This window comes from Solitalea koreensis (genome assembly GCF_900182575.1).
In the GTDB taxonomy this organism is placed as follows: domain Bacteria; phylum Bacteroidota; class Bacteroidia; order Sphingobacteriales; family Sphingobacteriaceae; genus Solitalea; species Solitalea koreensis.
In genome coordinates this window covers 25,927-46,208 of the sequence record NZ_FXSZ01000002.1, presented here as the reverse complement: position 1 = coordinate 46,208, position 20,282 = coordinate 25,927, and the positions used below count along the sequence as shown (strand labels likewise).

Genomic DNA, 20,282 nt, shown 5'->3' with positions numbered 1-20,282 from the left:
TAACTATTATCACAACTTATAACAAATGAAAACAACTGATAATCTATTATCTAATATAAAAAATGATTTTCCGGCAAGTATTGTCGTTTTTTTGGTAGCCCTACCCTTGTGTTTGGGTGTTGCATTAGCCTCCGGTGCTCCTTTATTTTCCGGATTAATAGCAGGAATGGTTGGAGGTATTGTGGTTGGTACGCTTAGTGGATCACAATTGAGTGTAAGTGGACCGGCAGCAGGTTTAACTGCTATTGTTTTAAGTGCGATCACCTCTCTTGGATCATATCAATTGTTTTTATTGGCTATAACAATAGCTGGAGCTATTCAACTGATTTTAGGGTTGTTAAAAGCCGGTGCTGTTGCTAATTATATTCCTTCAAATGTAATTAAAGGAATGTTGGCTGCTATTGGTATCATCTTGATATTAAAACAAGTTCCTCATGCTTTAGGATACGATAAGAATGCTGAAGGAGACCTTGCATTTCTTCAGGCAGATCAAAAAAATACGTTTACTGAGATACTTGCAACCATGGGTCAACTGCATTTGGGAGCAACTATCATTGCGGCTGTTTCAATTGGTATTTTACTTCTTTGGGAAAAGCCCATGTTTAAAAAGTTTAAACTTTTCCCGGCACCTCTAGCGGTCGTACTTATGGGTATTTTTCTAAATTATATCTTTAAGATCAATGGAGGACCTTTGGTTTTGAATGATTCTCATCTTGTAAGTATCCCGGTTAACAACGGCCTCAACGATTTCATAGGACAATTTTCATTTCCTGATTTTTCAGGAATAGCAAATAAACAAGTTTATATGATTGCTATTACATTGGCAATTGTAGCATCACTCGAATCATTGTTGAGCTTGGAAGCTGTTGATAAAATCGATCCCGAAAAACGACATTCACCTACTAGTCGCGAATTAACCGCTCAAGGTATTGGTAATATTGTTTCCGGGTTAATAGGTGGTTTACCAATTACTTCGGTAATTGTACGAAGCTCGGCGAATGTGCAATCGGGCGCAAAAACTAAATTATCGGCCATCATTCATGGTACTTTGCTTTTGCTTTCAGCCTTGTTCATACCTCGTTTGTTGAATTTAATTCCTCTAGCAGCCTTAGCTGCAATTTTAATTATGACGGGGTATAAATTAGCTAAGGTTAAAATTTTTAAAGACGTTTTCGCTGCAGGATGGAATCAATTTATTCCTTTTATTATAACCGTTATTGCAATCGTATTTACAGATCTGTTAATGGGTATCGGAATTGGGTTGACAATGAGTGTATTCTATATTCTTAAAAACAACCTTAAAAATTCTTATTTCTTTGCCAAGGAACGATATCATATTGGTGAAGTAATTCGTATTGAACTATCAGAAGAAGTCTCTTTTTTAAACAAGGCGGCTTTAATAGTAACGTTGGAAAAGATTCCTGAAAACTCAAAGGTTATTATTGATGCCACGTACTCTTTTTATATCGACCATGATATTTTGGAAATTATTAATGAGTTTAAAAATAATAAGGCACCAAGTAGGAATATTGAACTAAACTTGTTAGGCTTTAAAGACCGTTATGTACAACAAAACCATGTTAGTTTCTTAAGCGCGCCTACTGAGCAAACACAGTCGAAATTAACTCCGACGGAAGTACTACAGATTTTAAAAGATGGTAACCGCCGCTTTGTCAAGAGCAATAGTCTTTATCGCAGTAATTCTCACCTAGTGCACGAAACAGCAAAAGCGCAATATCCTCATGCTGTTATTTTGAGTTGCATTGATTCACGGACTTCAGCTGAAGTTATTTTTGATCAAGGATTGGGTGATATCTTTAGTGTACGTATTGCAGGTAATGTAGTCAATGACGACATTTTAGGAAGTATGGAATTTGCTTGTAAAGTAGCAGGCTCAAAATTGATCGTAATACTTGGGCATACCGGCTGTGGAGCCGTAAAAGGTGCATGTGATCATGTGAAAATGGGAAATCTTACAACATTACTCGAGAAGTTTAAGCCTGCATTAGATGCAGAGATTACAACAATGGAAAATCGAGATTCATCCAATTATGTTTTTGTAAATAATGTAACCCGCCTTAATGTTTTTACTGCAATGAACAAAGTCAAAGAGGCCAGTCCTATTCTTGCCGAAATGTTAGAAAAGAAACAAATTGGCTTAGTAGGAGGCATTTACAATATTGATTCAGGAGAAGTTACTTTTTATGAAGAAGCTCTCCTGCCCAAAGTTGAAGAAAAATTTACAGCATAAGTTTAATAGATATTATAAAAAAAGGCGAAGATAATCTTCGCCTTTTTTTATAATTCAACACTCTTAACTTAGTATGCTCTTGCAAACAAAACACGCTGAGTAGAAGGTTTTCCGGTTAAAATACACCGACCTTCTTCTAATGAATTATTTAATGGAATACAACGAATTGTTGCTTTAGTTTCATCTTTTATCACCTGTTCAGTTTCAGCTGTTCCATCCCAATGAGCAGCAACAAATCCAGGCTTCTCATCCAAAACACGTTTAAAATCATCGTATGAATCTACTTTAGTAATATTTTCATCACGGAACGCTTTAGCCTTACTGTAAATGTTGTTTTGAATATCTTCTAATAGTTGTTCAACTTTTAATTCAAGGTTTGACATTTCATACACGGCTTTCTCTTTTGTATCACGACGAGCAACCTCAACCGTTTGATTAGCAAGATCACGGGCACCAATCGCAATACGAACCGGAACACCTTTCAATTCCCATTCAGCAAACTTAAAGCCAGGGCGCTGCGTATCTCTATTATCATATTTGACAGAAATACCTTTAGATTCTAAATTCTTTTTAATTGAATTCGCCGTTTCACTGATTTTATCAAACTCTTCGTCGCCTTTATAAATAGGAACAATTACCACTTGTATAGGCGCAAGTTTTGGAGGAAGAACTAATCCGTCATCATCAGAATGAGCCATAACAAGAGCTCCCATTAAACGGGTAGAAACCCCCCATGATGTAGCCCAAACATGATCCAGTTTACCTTCTTTACTTGTAAATTTCACATCAAAAGCTTTGGCAAAATTCTGGCCTAAGAAATGTGAAGTGCCAGCTTGTAACGCTTTTCCATCTTGCATCAAAGCTTCAATGCAATAGGTATCTAGAGCTCCTGCGAAACGTTCGTTTGGCGTTTTACGTCCTTTCACCACAGGCAAAGCCATCCAGTTTTCTGCAAAATCAGCATACACTTCCAGCATTTGTTCGGTTTCAGCAATTGCTTCTTCAGCTGTAGCATGAGCCGTGTGACCTTCTTGCCATAAAAACTCCGCCGTTCTTAAAAATAAACGTGTACGCATTTCCCAACGAACCACATTGGCCCATTGATTTACTAATATTGGAAGATCTCTGTACGATTGAATCCAACCTTTGTAAGTATTCCAAATAATGGTTTCAGAGGTTGGACGAACGATTAGTTCTTCTTCCAGCTTTGCTTCAGGATCAACGATAACACCTCCGGTTTCAGGATCAACTTTAAGGCGATAATGGGTTACAACAGCGCATTCTTTTGCAAAACCTTCTACATGGGCTGCTTCTTTAGACAGAAATGATTTCGGAATGAATAAAGGGAAATAGGCATTGGAATGACCGGTATCCTTAAATTTTTTATCAAGAACCGCTTGCATTTTTTCCCAAATTGAATAACCATAGGGTTTAATAACCATACAACCTCTAACTGATGAGTGTTCGGCAAGGTCGGCCTTGGTTACTATTTCATTATACCATTGTGAATAATCTTGTTCTCTGCTTGTTAAATCTTTAGCCATGTTTTATAAAAGGTTCTGTACCAGACGGGTAAATAATATTGATATTAATAATTTCTGGAGGAACAATTTTGTTACTCAGAATCCCAACAAAAATAGGAAATTTGCGTTCTTACTATAGAATGATTAATTTTAATTTACATTAAAATAGCCATGAAAAAACTATATAACCTTGTTTTACTTTCAACTGTGTTGTTAGGAGCATGTTCTTCAAGTAAAATGGCTCAAAATACCAACACCGAAGTTGTTGATAATGATATCTATTTCACTAAAACAGATGTTAAACCAGCTTCGGTTTACCAGGCTTCTACAAGTGATAGTTACTATCAAAATAATAACACTGCTTTCGATGGCCCATTGACCCATTATTATGACCCGTATGATCCTGATTACTACTATGCTAATAGAATAAACAGGTTCTACTATCCGAGTTATGGAAGTAATTACTTTTATTCACCCAATAACTATGGTAATTCATTCTACGGATATCCAGGTTCAAGTTGGCTCGGGATGAATTACAGTTGGGGTAATGCATGGAATTCTCCTTACTATGGCTCTTCTTTTGGAATTTCATTTGGCTGGGGTAGCCCTTATTACTCATATTACCCTTACTCCTACTATCCTTACGCTCCCTATTCATATTATGGATATCCTTACGGGGTGTATAATTATTACTACGGTAATCCTTGGTATTCAAATTATTATCCAGGCTATTATTACCCTAATGGATCCACCGCCACCTACAACCATCCTCGTCCTAATGGTAGCGGAACTATAAACCGACCTCGCCCTAATGGTGAAACAGGTTATTATTACCCAGGAACTTCGGGTCAAAATAGCAGGCAACGTCCTAATTCTACTGATGGAAGGTATACACCTTCACAAGGATCAGAAACCAGCAGACCAAGACCATCAAATGATGGATCTTACTCACTTCCAGAGAGTCGCCCGCGTACTAACGATACTTATCCAACTCCACCTCCGCGTCGTGAGTCGACAGGCAATGGAAGTAGCTCGAGACCGAGACCAGGAAATCAATAGATATTGCATCAAAGCCCATAATGAATGGGCTTTGTGGTTTTATATGTAATTTTTTATATGAAAAAAACACTTACCTTTTTAGTATTTACTACCGTTATTATTTCTAAAGTAAAAGCTCAAAGCTATGTAGATGATGCGTTGCGTTACTCCCAGTATAATATTATGGGAACAGCAAGAATTCAAGCCATAGGAGGTGCTCAAACGGCATTGGGTGGAGACATTGGTGCATTTGGAATAAACCCAGCCGGATTGGGTTTTTATCGCAAAAATGACTTTGCCGCATCAGCCCAATTAGGTTTTGATAATACATCTTCTTTGTATTTTGGCAGCAATAATTCTAATAATAAAACTACTTTTTCACTTCCCGGCGTAGGAGTTGCTTTTGCCCACGCAAAAACCGGCGATACTGGTTTTACCAATAATTGGCTGGGATACACATTTGGTGTGGCGTTGAATAGAAGTAATGATTTTAATTCTAATTATACCTTTTCAGGCCAGAATCCTACAAGCTCAATGACAACTTCTTTTGCTGACATGGCTTACAGAAATGGATTAAGTGATCAAGGGACAACGGCCACTCTGGCAGATATGGCCTACGACACTTTTTTAATTGATGCAATATCAACACCTCAAGGGCCTTCATATGCCGGATTGAGTGAAAATGGTAATGTTAAGCAGTTTAAAAATCAGCGTACTTCAGGTGCAACTAATCAAATCGACATAAGTTTTGCAGGGAACTATGGCAATCGCTTGTTTTTAGGAGCATCATTAGGGGTTCATACATTGCATTACAAACGTGATTTCTTGTATAATGAATCGGATATCAACGATCCAGGGTTTAATCCAATTGATGCAAATGGAAACCCTGTTAATGTCAATAATTGGAATTATAACGATTATTTGCTAAACGATGGAAATGGAATCGATGTGAAATTGGGAGCTATTTTGCGAGCCAATGAAATGCTTCGCTTTGGCTTTAGCTTCCACTCTCCTATTTGGTATAATATACGCGAAGAATACAATAGCGCCATCACTTCTAATGATCAAAATAATCTTTTATACTCTTCAAATATCAATGGAATAGGTTATGAGTATAATCTTAGAACTCCAATACGTTTAAACGGAGGCGCAGCTGTTTTTTTTAGCAAAAATGGTTTTATTTCTGCAGATATTGATTATTTAGATTATAGCACTATAAAATATAGCTCAAACGATGCTACTTTTGATCAGGTTATTAATACTTCCATAAGTGATCGTTATAAATCGGCAGTAAATATGAGAATCGGTGCTGAATATAAATTGGATCAAATAAGCCTACGAGCAGGTTATGCTAATTATGGAACTCCTTATCAGGATTACAAGTCAAATAATCAGTTTTTTACGGGTGGAGTTGGTTACCGTCAGGATAATTTTTATGTCGATTTGACTGGTGTTTATAAAACCTTGAACCAAACAGTTTCACCTTATACTGCTATAACTTCTTCGGGAGCTGATATTTCACCAACTGCAAACATTAATAACAAGCATTTTAATATAATGCTTACTGTCGGAACTCGGTTCTAATGGAAAAATAAAAAAAATATAAATATTAAAAAGGTTGCAACTTATCCCTGCAACCTTTTTAATTTTGAGCCAAGTATTAAAGAACATTAAGCACACATTTCTTGTATTAATTTGCAAGTGAATTTTGCTTGCAAATAATATATCCATATAAAATGGCCTACAAAAACCTTCAGCACTTCATCGAGACTCTTGAAAAAAACAACCAATTGATTCGTATCAAAGAATACGTTGATCCGAAATTGGAGATTACAGAAATTACTGATCGAGTATCTAAAAAGTACGGTCCTGCATTGCTTTTCGAAAATACCGGTTATGAGTTTCCCTTGTTGATAAACTCGATGGGTAACTATGAACGTATGTGTATGGCCCTTGGTGTAAAACATATGGATGAGATCACCAAAGAGATTGAAGATCTTTTTAAAATGGTGACGGGTCCAAAGGAAAGCATAATGGATAAGCTAAAACTGCTTCCAAAACTTGGCCAGATTGCTTCATGGATGCCAAAAGTTGTTTCCGGCCGTGGTGAATGCCAGGAAGTGGTAATGAGTACTCCAGATATTACCAAATTTCCGGTTTTAACATGCTGGCCTGAAGATGGCGGCCCCTTTATTACTTTACCGGTAATTCATACAAAAGATCCCAATAATGGGGTTCGCAATGTGGGTATGTATCGCATGCAGGTATTTGGCCCTGATCTCACTGCCATGCATTGGCATAAACATAAGGTTTCCGCACGTCACTTCAATGAATATAAAAAACTGGGTCAAAAAATGCCGGTAGCCGTTGCTCTTGGTGGCGATCCAGTATATACCTATGCAGCTACAGCACCGCTTCCCGACGGTATTGATGAATACATGTTAGCTGGTTTTTTACGCAAAAAGAAAGTGGAATTGGTTCAATGTTTAACTCAAGACATACAGGTTCCTGCTGATGCTGATATTGTAATTGAAGGCTATGTTGATCCGCAAGAAGATTTCATTTGGGAAGGTCCTTTTGGTGATCATACCGGGTATTATTCGTTAGCCGATTGGTATCCTCGTTTTCATATTACCTGTATCACACATCGTAAAAATGCGGTTTTCCCGGCAACGATCGTGGGTATTCCACCTCAAGAGGATGCATGGATTGGAAAGGCTACAGAGCGCATTTTCCTTGCTCCTATCAAAATGACTATGATTCCGGAGGTAGTTGATATGGTTTTACCAATGGAAGGCGTGTTTCATAATCTTGTTATTGTGAAAATTAAAAAAGACTATCCGGGTCAGGCATTAAAAGTAATGAATTCAATGTGGGGTGCCGGTCAAATGATGTTTACCAAAATGATTATTGTGGTAGATGGGGATGTAAATATTCACGATAATGCCGAAGTTGCCAAGTACATATCTGAAAATGTTGATCTTGAAAATGATATTATTTTCACCCAAGGTCCGATGGATGTTTTGGATCATTCCTGTTCAAAAATGGCTTTTGGCGGCAAAATGGGAATTGATGGTACAAAAAAATTGGCTGAGGAACTTAGAGACGACAGTTCGGCTGTTGGCATTAGGTCTTCAGCTATAAACAAAAATGAGATTGAGCAACTTTTTCCTGAAATCAAAGACATTAACGACTCCTTGCTAAATCTTGGAATTTCACTGGTGCTAGTTGCAGTAGAAAAAAATCGCAAGGAGCATATTGAAGATTTAAACAAAAGGTTATTTGCTCATCCGGAGTTTAAGAACATCAAAGTTGTACTGTACCTTGAACATACAATCGATATTAGTGATATAGCTGATGCAGTTTGGCGTTTTTCAAACAATGTTGATCCGCGACGTGATGGTTTGGTTATTAAAGCGAATGATGATCAGTCAATTTCGCATATTGGTTTGGATGGCACCCGTAAAACAAAGGAGTTTGATGGATTTTCAAGAGATTGGCCAAATATCTTAGCATCAAAACCTGAAACCATTGAACGTATTGATGCTATTTGGAGTAAACTAGGCTTAGGAGAATTTATCCCTTCTCCATCCATTAAATACATTAAACAACTGTATAAGGGTGGCGCAGTAGTTGAAGAGTAATACTATTTTACTTGGGCATGAAAAAGCATTTTTTTATCTTCATGCGATAAAAAATATCTTATCAATTATGAAAATATTAAAGAAGACTCTTTTAGCTTTTATAGCATTACTTTTTCTGTTAGTAATCATTTCATTCTTTTTACCATCAGCATACAAAGTACAGCGATCAACAATTATTAAAGCACCAGTTGATCAGGTATTCGCCCAGTTTAATGATTTAAATAGCTGGTTAAAGTGGAACGCATTTGATGATGACTTTAAAGATATTAAGTATACAACATCTAACCCAAGTAGCGGAGCAGGAGCAACACAAAGCTGGTTAAGTAAAAAAATGAATGGTTCAATGACCATAACAGAAAGTATTCCAAATAAATTGGTAAAACTTACCCTCCTGTTTGAAGGTTTTAACGATCCATTATTGGGAGAGGTTCAATTTGATGAAGTCCCGGAAGGCACCAAAGTTACCTGGACTGATGAAGGTAATATGGGTAATAATCCAATGTATAAAATTATGGGCCTATTCATGGACTCTATGATGGGTAAAAACATGGAGAAGTCTTTTCTAAATGTTAAAGGCATTTGTGAGAAATAAGAGAAGATTTTAATCATCAATACTAATTAAAAGAGAATTTCGAACTTAGAATGCTCTTTTTAAATTAGGCCTCATTGAGTATTGCCGAGTGTTCTTTAAAGCTATTTTTCTTCAATAGTTTCCAATGCGAAATTAATGCCTCCTTTAAAGTATAAGAGTTATAAGAAAGCCCAAATTCAGCGGCAGTTTCTTTAAGTATTTTTGTTAACACAGGGTAATGTGCATGAGAGACATGAGGAAATAGATGATGAACAACGTGTAAATTAAAACCTCCGACTAATGTTGTAATTAATCGGTTGTCAGCAGCAAAGTCGGCAGTAACGATTAGTTGATGTTCAGCCCATGTATGATCGATATATCTGTTTTCATCAGCTTTTGGAAAAACTGCATCTTCTCCAACATGAGAGGAAACAAGTATAAAGACAGCACAAAAGCTCGTGGTAAAATGCATCACTAAGAATGCACCAAATATGGCCCAAAAAGAAAAGTTTAACAGTAAAACCGGTAATATTAAAGTATAGAAAAAATAAAATAGTTTTGAAAACAGTAGTAACACTACCTGTTCCCATGGGTGCTTAATATTAACTTTGGGGCCGATATTGTCGGAAGTAATGTCTCTAAAATCCCGAACTATTGTCCAGTTTAATGTGTATATAAAATACAATATCGGCATATAAAGGTGTTGGAACTGATGATGTATCTTAAAAGGATGCTGATTTGATATTCTCACTAAATCAGATTGTTTAATATCCGTGTCTAATCCAAATATGTTAGGATAAATATGATGAGATTCAAGGTGGCGTATTCTCCAGATGTAATTACTAGTACCAAACATTTCTAGAAAATATAACAGAACATGATTGCTCTGCTTCTTCTTAAAAATTGACCCATGGGCCGCATCATGAACCACATTTAAAAAGATAAAAAATACCAAGAAGCCAAGCAATATAAAGGAAAAGAATAACCCTCTCAACGAGGTTACATTAAAAATCAAATTGAAGTAAACAAAGAAATATAACAGGATAAAACTTGAAATTTTGATAAAATAACTTGCAGGGGCTAATTTGCTCAGGTTATTTTGTTCAAAGTATTCATTGACACGTTTTTTTATAGTTGGATAAAAATCATCGGCACTTTCTTTCTTAAACTTTACAGATTGAGTAGTCATAGACAATATGAGTTATATTTAAGATTTGATAAAATTGAACAATTTTATGTTGAAAATGTTTAATTGAGCATGGTTTAAAGTGTTAAGAAAAACAAATGATTGTAAATGATTAATATTAAATATACTTCAAATCAACCTTTTTCAAAAATCTTTTCTGGACTAATTTGGAAGATTGTACCTGATTTTAAAGGTTTAAAGGTGGCGATTGAATTGCGTGACCCTACTCAAAGACAAGTAAGCTTTTCCATTATCGACCTAGCCACCAATATGGTTTTAGCAGAAAACATTCAAACAGAAGAGCCTTGGTATTTTGGTATAGAAACCTTTTATAAAGATATATTATGTCTGCATGGATATACCAATGAATCCTTACCTGAACATAAAGGGATAGTAGCCCTTAATACTAATGGAACAAAGATTTGGGAGAATTATCAACTTTCATATTACCAAAACTCATATGAAGGGATAATTGCCTATAACCCGAAAATTGAACCAAGGAGATATATTTTACTCGACCACACTACTGGGGAACAAAAGCCACACTTGGATTTACTAATTGGGGAAAATGCTGATTTTGTCAATTCCAATCAGGAATTAGTTTTTCCCAAAAGGATTAAAACCGATGATTTGCAATTGCCTGTATATCTGGAAGAAGGTATTGAAGTTGAATACCTTGAAAAAAATGGGAATCGAATTATAGCTTGGTATCAAAAAACTGGCAGTATGCTTGAATGTAACCTAGTTATTTATGGTGTCGATAACATTGTAGAATATCAGGATAAAATAATTGCTGGTATACAAAATAAATTACCTTCATCGTTTTTTGTATGGAAGAACTTTTTGATCTACATTAAAAACAGGTCGGAATTTGTATCATATTTATTATAATTTTGCCCCTATTAAGTTTAAGATATATGAAGAGAATTTGCCTCGTAATTGTAAGTATAATCTCGTTTACATCACTTGCAAAAGCTAATATTGATTCCCTAGGAATAGGAGAATATAAAGGAAAGCCTGTTATTTTACATAAAGTTGAGTCAAAGGAAACTTACTATTCTATAGCCCGTAAATACGGCGTTAGTCCTACTGAGTTAATAGAGTTCAATGACAATAATCCTGTTAGAATTGGTGATACATTAAAAGTTAATAAGAAGAATCTTACAGCTAAAAAGTTAACGCCGGGAGCAAAAACCATCGAGCATTCGGTTGCTTCAGGTGAAACACTATTCTCTATAGCTCGTAAATATGGCGTTTCTGTTGAAAGTATTAAACAACAAAACAACCTTTCTGAAAGTGGGATAAAGATTGGAGAGAAATTAAAAATAAGTGCTGCAACTGCTAAACCTGATGAACATCCTGTGGTAGTGAAAGCTGTTGAAGCACCCCAAAAACAAACAGCAAAGGTTGTAACTTCATCTGAACGTCCAGTTGAAACACCGATTACTAAAAACTCAGACACAACCGATGCAAACGAACCCGTTGAAAGTTCAATACCGATTCGAACTGGTCGCGAAATTAAGGAATTGGGGATGGGTACCTGGATTAGTGATAATGATCTAAATCAGGCGAAAAGTGTTGCATTGCACCATTCCGCTCCAACCGGCACCATAATTAAAATTACTAATCCTATGAGCAATAAAAGTGTTTTTGTCAAAGTGGTTGGTAATTTCCCTGAAAATAGTGACACTAAAAATGTGCTCATAGTAATCTCCAAATCAGCAGCTAACCTGTTAGGCGTTCGTGATCAAAAGTTTAGAATTGAACTTTCATATCCGCTTTAATAAAAATGAATCATAAACCCTTCATAATAGGTGTTGCAGGAGGAAGCGGTTCTGGTAAAACTTATTTTCTACAGTCATTATTAAAACATTTTAATCACAAACAGATTTGTATTGTTTCACAAGATGACTATTACATACCTGTTGGTGAATTAAGCGCTGAGGAAAATAAACTATACAATTTCGATTTGCCAGGTACAATTGATGCTGATAAATTCTATGAGGATTTATTGAACTTGGCAAATGGAAAGATTGTTTATAAGCAAGAGTATACATTTAATAATACTCAGGCTATTCCAAGACTGCTGGAGTGTAAGCCGGCGCCCATCATTGTAATTGAAGGCTTATTCATTTTTCATTTTCCTGAAATTAATAAACTAATTGATTTGCGCATCTTCATCGAAGCACATGAAGAATTGGCTTTAAAACGCAGGATACACCGCGATAAAGCAGAAAGAGGTTATTCAGAAGACGATATTTTATACAAATGGCATAAACACGTATTGCCGGCTTACAAAGAGTTTTTACTTCCTTATAAACCTCATGTTGATTTCGTAATTGAAAACAATCAAGTTAAAGAGATCGATTTTATAAGTTTTAAGGCAATGGTAGAGCAACGTATTTCCAATCATTCAGACATTTAAATCGAATATTTAAATGAGTCGACTATAACCAACTAAAAGGAAGAAGTTAGTACCAACTTTCCTGTTCTCCACATACATTTTGTCTTATCTTACGCATTAATTTTTTGAAACAGCCCTCAAAGCTTATAAAACTATTGTGCTGACAAACCACCTTTAATCAATAAAGTTTCAATTCCTATCAATCTCGACTTTTTTACAACTATTGAAAGATTGGAGCGAAAATTGAAGCTTTTGAAAATGAATGTTGCACCGCTAAATGCATGCTCAAATTAGAGGTTGAACTTAAATCTTTTCCTGGATAAACTTAATAATTTATAACAATCGTCATATTGAAAACAATTCAAAGATTAATTTATTAAACATTCGAATTGAAAATAATGGGGTTCCAAAAATAGTGATGCCGAAAACTTGAACCGCGAAAGTGAAATTGGGAGAAGCTAAGATTATTGAGAAATTGAAAAAAATAAGCACATAGTTGTATTGAGAACTTATCTAATGAATAGTGTTTTTGGAATAAAATTGAAGTATAAGCTTCGAAAAATAAACAAATATGACCTAGAAAAAATGATAACATACGCTAACTCTAATGCCAATCAAGCAATGAAAATTATATATATTGGCACCCGCAACCATCCCATACTTGAGGCGCTTATACACTCATCTCATGAAATTAAAGGGATTGCTGAATCGACATTAAATAAAAAAGCTTCAGTACTTAAATCTTTATTATTTAATGCTTATGACCTTTTACAATCTATTAAAGGGAAGTCAGTTTTACAATTGTCAAGTCAAGCAAAAAAGCAGAAAGTGCCTTATCTTGTCTTTTCAGAGGAACAAAAAACACTTGCCAATTGGGTTTCATCATTAAAGCCTGATATTATTGTGGTACATAGTATGTATCAATTACTAAAAAAGGATGTATTTAGTATTCCTAAGTATGGAGCAATTAATTATCATCCTTCTTTGTTGCCTAACTATCCGGGATCAAGTCCTGATTTTTGGGTATATTACAATATGGACCTTAATCCAGGCGGCACAGTGCATCTAATTAATGATGGTGAAGATACCGGAGAAATTATTTATGCCCAAAGTTTTCCCCTTGAATTGGGAACTTCCTATAATGAATATAAAGCCCAATACTGTGAATTAGGGGCTGAGCTAGTACTTAAAGCATTGAAGGATATTGAAACAGATTCTATGCAGCTGAAAAAGCAAATCGAAACTTCAGAGATAACCAGAGCACGAAGGATAAAAAAAGAAGAGCATCAATCTTTTATTGATTGGCAAACATGGTCTACAGAGCGAGTATTTCATTTTCTTAGAGGAACATTGACTTATGTAAAATCAGTCCCTTTACCTAAAAATGCAGGAAGTGGAAGCTATTGGAAGGTGGTTTCCTTTATAAAAGAGTTGAGTCAAAATAAGCCCGGAACAATTAAAAATAATGGAAAACAGTACTTATTATACTGTAAAGACGGTGCTATAATCATGGAATTAAAAAAATCTTTTTCGCTAGTAATAAAATCATTGTTTCTTTGAGGATATAGTTGAACGAAAAAATTACTTTAATACAAAATATGAATATCAAATTAATATTACCAGTTTTATTAGGAACAGTATTGACATCACACGACAATCAAACTAATAAAAACGTAAAAAATGATGAAGTCAAATCAAATAAAGCAACCGAGGTAAATATAAATTCCGTTTTATTTAAAGATGTTAATCTAAATTCAGCTTATCAGCAGTATATTCTGGTTAAAAATGCATTAGTTGAATCCAATGCTTCCGCTGCACAGAAAGCAGCCTCTGCCCTACAATTATCCTTGACTAAAATTAAAAATGCTGAAAAAATGATGAAATCCGCATCGGCTCTTTCTGAAACGAAAGATTTAGAGAGTCAGCGTAATTTATTTTCTGAATTAAGTAATGAGTTAATCCAACTTGCAAAAAACTCAGAGTTTAGTAATGGTGAAATTTATGTTGAATTTTGTCCAATGGCCAATAAGTCAAAAGGTGCATATTGGTTAGCAAACGAAAAAGAAATAAATAATCCTTATTATGGGAATCAAATGCTTCATTGTGGATCTGTTAAGGAAACAATAAAGTAGTTATTACTTAAATCAAAAAGAGAGAGGGTGGAAAATAAACTTCCATTCACTGATTTCATTCTTTTCTCAAGAGAATAGAATTGGCTACAACTTAAAATTACTATCATTGCGGAATAAATTTCGATCAATGATACACGTTTCTGATGTTAATGACCTGCAACTGCTTACCATCCATAAAGTTGGCAATCAAAGTAAAGATGAACCATTAGCATTATCACAAACCCCCTTGGATCTAACTGATGAATCCATTGGCTCACTGCTGCTCAATTACTTCATTCAGCCTTTTAGCAACAATGCAGAGTATTATCACCTTTATCATTCTGCAGATATCAATCTGAATGAGATCTTTTCCTTTGCTTCCCAAATTTTTGATGATAAAATAAAATTTCAGGAACAATCAATAAATATCGCCAAGCATCTTTTCAATCACTCAACACATCCTAAAATAAAAGGAGGTGAGCTTTATATAGCCTATTTTGACAAATGTTTGGTTGATGGAGAAGAGGCAGAGGCCATAGGTATTTTCAAATCAGAAAATAAAGAAACTTATTTGAAAGTGTACCTGCAAAACGAAACCTACGAATTGAATTATGAAGACGGTATCAATATCAATAAGCTTGACAAAGGCTGTCTTATTTTTAACATTGAAAAGGAAGAAGGTTACCGGGTTAGTATCATTGATGCACAAAGCAAACAAAACGAAGCAGTGTATTGGAAAGATGATTTCTTGCAGGTAAAACGCCGAGAAGATAACTACCATCAAACTGAAAATTATCTGGATCTCTGCCGTACATTTATCAACACTAAACTTTCTGAGAATTTTGAAGTGAGCCGTGCCGATCAAATTGACTTATTAAATAAATCAGCCAGCTATTTTAAAGAGAAAGAGCAATTCGATTTGGATGAATTTACTGAAGATATTATTCTTCAACCGGCCGTAATCGAGTCATTTAAAGAATTTAAACAACAATTTGAAAACAATCGTGAAGTTACCCTACCCGATTCTTTCGATATTTCCACTCCTGCCGTAAAAAAACAAGCAAAAGTATTCAAAAGTATCTTAAAGTTAGATAAGAACTTCCATGTTTACATTCATGGCAACACCGATTTAATTGAAAAGGGAACGGATGAAGTTTCAGGTATGAATTACTATAAATTATTCTTTAAAGAAGAAGCTTAGTTTAGGTTTTAAGGAGAAAGGTTTATGGATAATAAAAATGCCTTACTATATCTAGCAAGGCATTTTTACTCATATTTGATATTACACTTTGGTCTAAGCTTAAACCTATGGCCTAAAATCTACCAAACTTTAGCCCGTTGTGCTTCAGGTTTCCACATCTTATCACCCTCTTTAACTCCAAAAGCCGCATAGAATTCAGGCATGTTTGAAAGCGGGCCGTTGCAACGATACATTCCTGGTGAATGCGGGTCGGTAACAATACGTTGAGCCTGCGCTTCATCACGAATGTTAGCTCTCCAAACTTGGGCCCATGATAGGAAGAAACGCTGATCTGGAGTAAATCCATCGATTTTCTCATTGCTTTGTCCCTGCTTGGTTTTCTTAAAGGCCTCATACGCGATATTAATACCACCCAAATCCGCCAAATTTTCACCTAAGGTGAGTTGTCCATTTACATGTGTTGTTCCATTTAGGACCGAGTATCCATTAAATTGATCAACTACCATTTTAGCACGAGCATTAAAATTAGTTGCATCTTCAGCAGTCCACCAATCTTTCAAATTACCTTGTGCATCATACTGTCGACCTTCATCATCAAAACCATGTGTCATTTCGTGACCAATCACTCCACCAATACCACCGTAATTAATAGCATCATCAGCCTCAAAATCAAAGAACGGGAATTGTAAAATACCAGCTGGGAATACAATTTCATTAACTACTGGGTTGTAATAAGCATTTACAGTAGGAGGAGTCATTCCCCATTCGGTTTTATCAACAGGTTTACCCAGTTTATGAATCATGTAGTTATAATCAAAACGATTGCATTCCTGCACATTTTTATAGTAGGAAGAACGGCTGGTTTGAACAGATGAATAATCCTTCCACTTATCAGGATAGCCGATTTTACGGATGAATGCATGCAGTTTAGCGATCGCCTTATCTTTTGTAGTTTCGCTCATCCAATCCAACCGTTTAATTCTTTGCTCATAAGTCTGAGAAAGGTTTTCAATCAGCTGCATCATACGCGCTTTAGCCTCTGGCTTAAAGTTTTTATCAACGTAAAGTTTACCTAATACTTCACCCATTGAGCCATCTATAACGGTGGCTACACGTTCTTTACGCGGTTTCATCATTTTCTGACCGGTAAGTACTTTACCATAGAAGTTAAAATTCTCGCTAACAAATGAACTACTCAAAAAAGGAGCTGCATTTTTAGCTGTATTCCATCGCAAGTAAGCCTTCCAATCAGCCAAACTGGTAGCTGAAAGTTGTTTGTTGACCTCTTTATAAAAATTCGGTTGACGAACCAATACATTATTAACACCGTTAACCATCATACGAGGAAGAAGATCATTCCAGTTAATTGCAGGAGTAATAGCGTTTAACTCTGCTATGGTCATTTTATGGTAAACCTTATTTGGATCACGCAGCTCAACACGAGTCATTGAAGCTGAAGCAAGCGCTGTTTCCAGCTTCATTACTGCATTTGCGTTAGCTTGTGCTTTAGCTGCATCATCACCAATTAAACTAAACATGGCTGAAAGGTACTTTACGTACTCTGCACGAATATTTTTGGTACGATCATCATCTTTAAAATAATAATCACGATCCGGCAACCCTAATCCTCCCTGTGATAATTGAGAAATTACTTCCGAACTGTTCTTATCATCTTGATAAACAAAGAAATTAAACAAAGGACTATTTCCTTGACTATGCTCAAAAGCCACTTCATTCAAAATCCCTTTGCTATCTTTAATAGCAGCAATTCGCGCAAGATCCGCACTGATAGGCTTCATACCTGCTTTTTCAATCGATAATGAATCCATTCCACTTGTATAAAAATCACCTACTTTTTGTTCATCGGTACCCATTGCGGCCTTTGATTTCGATGCTTGTTGTAGCAGATTTTGCAATTCATCGTTATTATGTTTGATGAGTTCATTGAAACTCCCCCAACGAGTTTCAGACGCTGGAATTGGATTTTTTTTCAACCAACCTCCATTAGCATACAAGTAAAAATTATCGCCTGGACTCACTGATGTATCCATATTGGAAGCATCAATAAATTTACGTGTTGGAAGTTGTTTAAATGCTAATGTTGTAACACTTATACCTGCAACTCCCAGCAAAAATGGTTTAATTAATTTCATAAGATTATATTTCTTCATACTAGTATTAGTCAAATTAAAGAAATATTTATGAATATTAAATGAATTGACATTCCTGCTTTTATACCCAATCGAGTAAATATAGATTAATTAATATATATTTAAATATTATCAATCAATTATTATATAATTTGTATTTATAAATTGATAAGTCTATATTTATTGAATGATATACGCCGTACTAACAGCCGATATTGTAAATTCAACTCTTTTGAATACTGAGGATAGATTATTATTGCTTCAAAAATTGAATGCACTGTTCGTTGAAATGAACGAGACAAATTTTAAGATCTATCGCGGCGATACATTTCAAGGAGTAAATGAAAAACCTTGGTTAGCTTTAGAGCAATGTGTAAAAATCAGAGCTTACCTTTTAAAAACAACAACCTCCTCTTCTAAAGTAAAATTTGATGCAAGAATAGCTATAGGTCTGGGAACTATTAGTTTGAAGGCTGCAACCATTGAAGAATCAGACGGTGAAGCATTTCATAACTCAGGTCAATTGCTTGACCAAAAATCAACACAATATCTTCTTTTTAAAAGTCCGTGGAATGAACTAAATAGAGAAATGCAAGTACATTGCACAATGCTCGACTTAATCATTAACAATTGGACAAAAGCTCAGGCCGAAGTAATTTGGGAAAGATTACAAGGTTTAAATCAAATGGCGATTGCTCAAAAAATAGGAATTTCTCAAGCTTCAGTAAATAACCGATTGAAATTAGCCCATTTCGATGCATTACAAATTGTACTAAACCATTATTCCTCCGTTATTAAATCAAAAATTGAAACTCATGCCTGATTTGTTTACCTACGAACAAGGATCCATACTTATACGATTACTGATTGCTCATTTATTAATTGATTTTGTACTTCAGCCCAAAAGTTGGGTAGTAAGCAAACAGCAGCTTAAAGGAAAAACAAGCCTTCTATATTTACATGGTGTACTTTCTGGTGTTTTGGCCACCTTATTTTTGGTTAACCTTGGAGGAAGAGCATTAGCAGCCGGGACAACCATAGCCATAACGCACACAGCCATTGATTATTGGAAAGTTAATCAGAAGAAAAATAATTTACCTGTATTCCTGTTCGATCAATTATTTCATCTGATTGTAATTTTGATCGTCTGGCTTCGGCTCATTAATGGTTGGGAGGTATTTACCAAAAACATAGTGACCCTCCTAAGTGACTTCAATACTTTATTGATTACATCTGCTTATATCGTGGTGATATGGCCAATGGGTATGATAATAAATATGGCTACGAAAAGCTGGCGTGAGAAGATTAACGACGATCAGGCAAGTTTAGAAAATGCAGGCAAATGGATAGGTATTTTTGAACGTATAATGGTATTAACTTTTGTTTTGATGCAGCAGTATGAAGGAATCGGATTTTTGATAGCTGCAAAATCAATACTTCGTTATAGCGATCAGGATGAGGACAAAAACAAAGCACGAAAACAAACTGAATACGTACTTATTGGAACTTTAATAAGTTTCTCGCTGAGTATTTTATTGGGCGTGGGTATTAATAAATTGATCAAATAAGAAAATGAACCGAATCGGCTCAATATCAGAGCTCAATTCGGATATCATATTTAGCTAATAACCCCCCAAGACTACCGGATGAAAACCTGGCCTTTTTTAAATTATTTTTTTCTGGATCAATAATGAAATTGTACGAGGTACGCAAATCGGCATTTTTCAAAATGGTTTGATCAAAGATGGAGTTTTCTAAATTACAATTATTGAAAACAGCATCCGTTAAATCACACTCCGCAAAATCAGTTTCTATTAATGAACAATTAAAAAATAAAGCTCCTTTATTTTTCTTTTTGTAGAAGATGGAAAAGTCAAGTTTACAATTTTCAAAATTCACTCCAAAAAGCAAATCTTTACAATTACTAAAATCAACCCCGGTTATTTTACAATTTTTAAACAAAACGTTTTTCAATCCGGTACCGGTCAGATTAATCAATGATAAATTACAATCATCAAACTGACAATCCAAATACTCATTACCTGACAATTTAAAATTCGAAAGATCATATCCAATGAATTTACAACTATCAAATTGACCATTAAGAATTTCTAATTGAGAAAAATCAGTGCGGTTAAATGTTTTGAATTCGTGAATCATGATAATGGTATTGAAAAATCTTAAACACAAAAAAGCCCACAAT

17 protein-coding genes are annotated in these 20,282 nt (G+C 35.2%); 13 read left to right on the top strand and 4 right to left on the bottom strand.

The window, feature by feature from the left end; all coding sequences use genetic code 11:
* The first annotated feature begins 25 nt into the window (after positions 1-25).
* Positions 26-2,251: a bifunctional SulP family inorganic anion transporter/carbonic anhydrase gene (locus FN756_RS03330; protein ID WP_142601468.1), complete on the top strand. Its 2,226-nt coding sequence runs from the start codon at positions 26-28 to the stop codon at positions 2,249-2,251.
* A 68-nt stretch (positions 2,252-2,319) separates the two neighbouring features.
* Here FN756_RS03330 and proS read toward each other — a convergent pair whose 3' ends face one another.
* Positions 2,320-3,795, bottom strand: coding sequence for a proline--tRNA ligase (gene proS / locus FN756_RS03325; RefSeq protein WP_142601466.1), 1,476 nt, complete (start codon positions 3,793-3,795; stop codon positions 2,320-2,322).
* A 150-nt stretch (positions 3,796-3,945) separates the two neighbouring features.
* On the opposite strand from proS, the gene FN756_RS03320 reads away from it, so the two are divergent.
* From FN756_RS03320 to FN756_RS03305, 4 genes are all read left to right on the top strand, one after another.
* Entirely contained in the window at positions 3,946-4,833 is an 888-nt protein-coding gene (locus FN756_RS03320) for a hypothetical protein (RefSeq protein WP_142601465.1), read from the top strand.
* A gap of 57 nt (positions 4,834-4,890) precedes the next feature.
* Positions 4,891-6,396 (top strand): OmpP1/FadL family transporter, encoded by a 1,506-nt coding sequence (locus FN756_RS03315; protein WP_142601463.1) that lies wholly within the window; start codon positions 4,891-4,893, stop codon positions 6,394-6,396.
* Positions 6,397-6,548: 152 nt separating this feature from the next.
* Entirely contained in the window at positions 6,549-8,456 is a 1,908-nt protein-coding gene (locus FN756_RS03310) for a menaquinone biosynthesis decarboxylase (RefSeq protein ID WP_142601461.1), read from the top strand.
* 67 nt (positions 8,457-8,523) lie between these two features.
* The gene (locus FN756_RS03305) at positions 8,524-9,048 is read left to right on the top strand and encodes an SRPBCC family protein (RefSeq protein ID WP_142601460.1); all 525 of its coding nucleotides are present in this window, start codon (positions 8,524-8,526) and stop codon (positions 9,046-9,048) included.
* Between the two features lie 64 nt (positions 9,049-9,112).
* On the opposite strand, the gene FN756_RS03300 is transcribed toward FN756_RS03305, so the two are convergent.
* Entirely contained in the window at positions 9,113-10,216 is a 1,104-nt protein-coding gene (locus tag FN756_RS03300; protein WP_142601458.1) for a fatty acid desaturase family protein, read from the bottom strand.
* Between the two features lie 105 nt (positions 10,217-10,321).
* On the opposite strand from FN756_RS03300, the gene FN756_RS03295 reads away from it, so the two are divergent.
* From FN756_RS03295 to FN756_RS03270, 6 genes are all read left to right on the top strand, one after another.
* The gene (locus FN756_RS03295; RefSeq protein WP_142601457.1) at positions 10,322-11,104 is read left to right on the top strand and encodes a DUF4905 domain-containing protein; all 783 of its coding nucleotides are present in this window, start codon (positions 10,322-10,324) and stop codon (positions 11,102-11,104) included.
* Positions 11,105-11,130: 26 nt separating this feature from the next.
* On the top strand, positions 11,131-11,997 hold the full coding sequence (locus tag FN756_RS03290) for a septal ring lytic transglycosylase RlpA family protein (RefSeq protein ID WP_142601455.1): 867 nt from the start codon (positions 11,131-11,133) through the stop codon (positions 11,995-11,997).
* A gap of 5 nt (positions 11,998-12,002) precedes the next feature.
* Positions 12,003-12,638, top strand: coding sequence for a uridine kinase family protein (locus FN756_RS03285; RefSeq protein WP_142601453.1), 636 nt, complete (start codon positions 12,003-12,005; stop codon positions 12,636-12,638).
* Between the two features lie 495 nt (positions 12,639-13,133).
* A complete protein-coding gene (locus FN756_RS03280; protein ID WP_142601451.1) occupies positions 13,134-14,177 on the top strand; it encodes a methionyl-tRNA formyltransferase in 1,044 nt (347 codons plus the stop codon).
* A 38-nt stretch (positions 14,178-14,215) separates the two neighbouring features.
* Positions 14,216-14,749, top strand: coding sequence for a DUF3347 domain-containing protein (locus FN756_RS03275; protein WP_142601450.1), 534 nt, complete (start codon positions 14,216-14,218; stop codon positions 14,747-14,749).
* 127 nt (positions 14,750-14,876) lie between these two features.
* Complete coding sequence (locus tag FN756_RS03270; protein WP_142601448.1) at positions 14,877-15,929, top strand: nucleoid-associated protein; 1,053 nt, start codon at positions 14,877-14,879, stop codon at positions 15,927-15,929.
* Between the two features lie 119 nt (positions 15,930-16,048).
* Here the strand turns inward: FN756_RS03270 and FN756_RS03265 are convergent, their stop codons facing one another.
* The gene (locus FN756_RS03265) at positions 16,049-18,082 is read right to left on the bottom strand and encodes a M13 family metallopeptidase (protein WP_142601446.1); all 2,034 of its coding nucleotides are present in this window, start codon (positions 18,080-18,082) and stop codon (positions 16,049-16,051) included.
* 184 nt (positions 18,083-18,266) lie between these two features.
* Between FN756_RS03265 and FN756_RS03260 the strand changes: the two genes are divergently transcribed.
* Together FN756_RS03260 and FN756_RS03255 are read left to right on the top strand one after the other, a co-directional pair.
* Positions 18,267-18,902: a hypothetical protein gene (locus FN756_RS03260; RefSeq protein ID WP_142601444.1), complete on the top strand. Its 636-nt coding sequence runs from the start codon at positions 18,267-18,269 to the stop codon at positions 18,900-18,902.
* Positions 18,895-19,647, top strand: coding sequence for a DUF3307 domain-containing protein (locus FN756_RS03255; protein WP_142601442.1), 753 nt, complete (start codon positions 18,895-18,897; stop codon positions 19,645-19,647). Before FN756_RS03260 ends, FN756_RS03255 begins: the two co-directional genes overlap by 8 nt.
* 25 nt (positions 19,648-19,672) lie before the next feature.
* Here FN756_RS03255 and FN756_RS03250 read toward each other — a convergent pair whose 3' ends face one another.
* Positions 19,673-20,239 carry a pentapeptide repeat-containing protein gene (locus FN756_RS03250; RefSeq protein ID WP_142601440.1) on the bottom strand — a complete coding sequence of 189 codons (567 nt, stop codon included), beginning with the start codon at positions 20,237-20,239 and terminating at the stop codon, positions 19,673-19,675.
* Positions 20,240-20,282 lie beyond the last annotated feature (43 nt).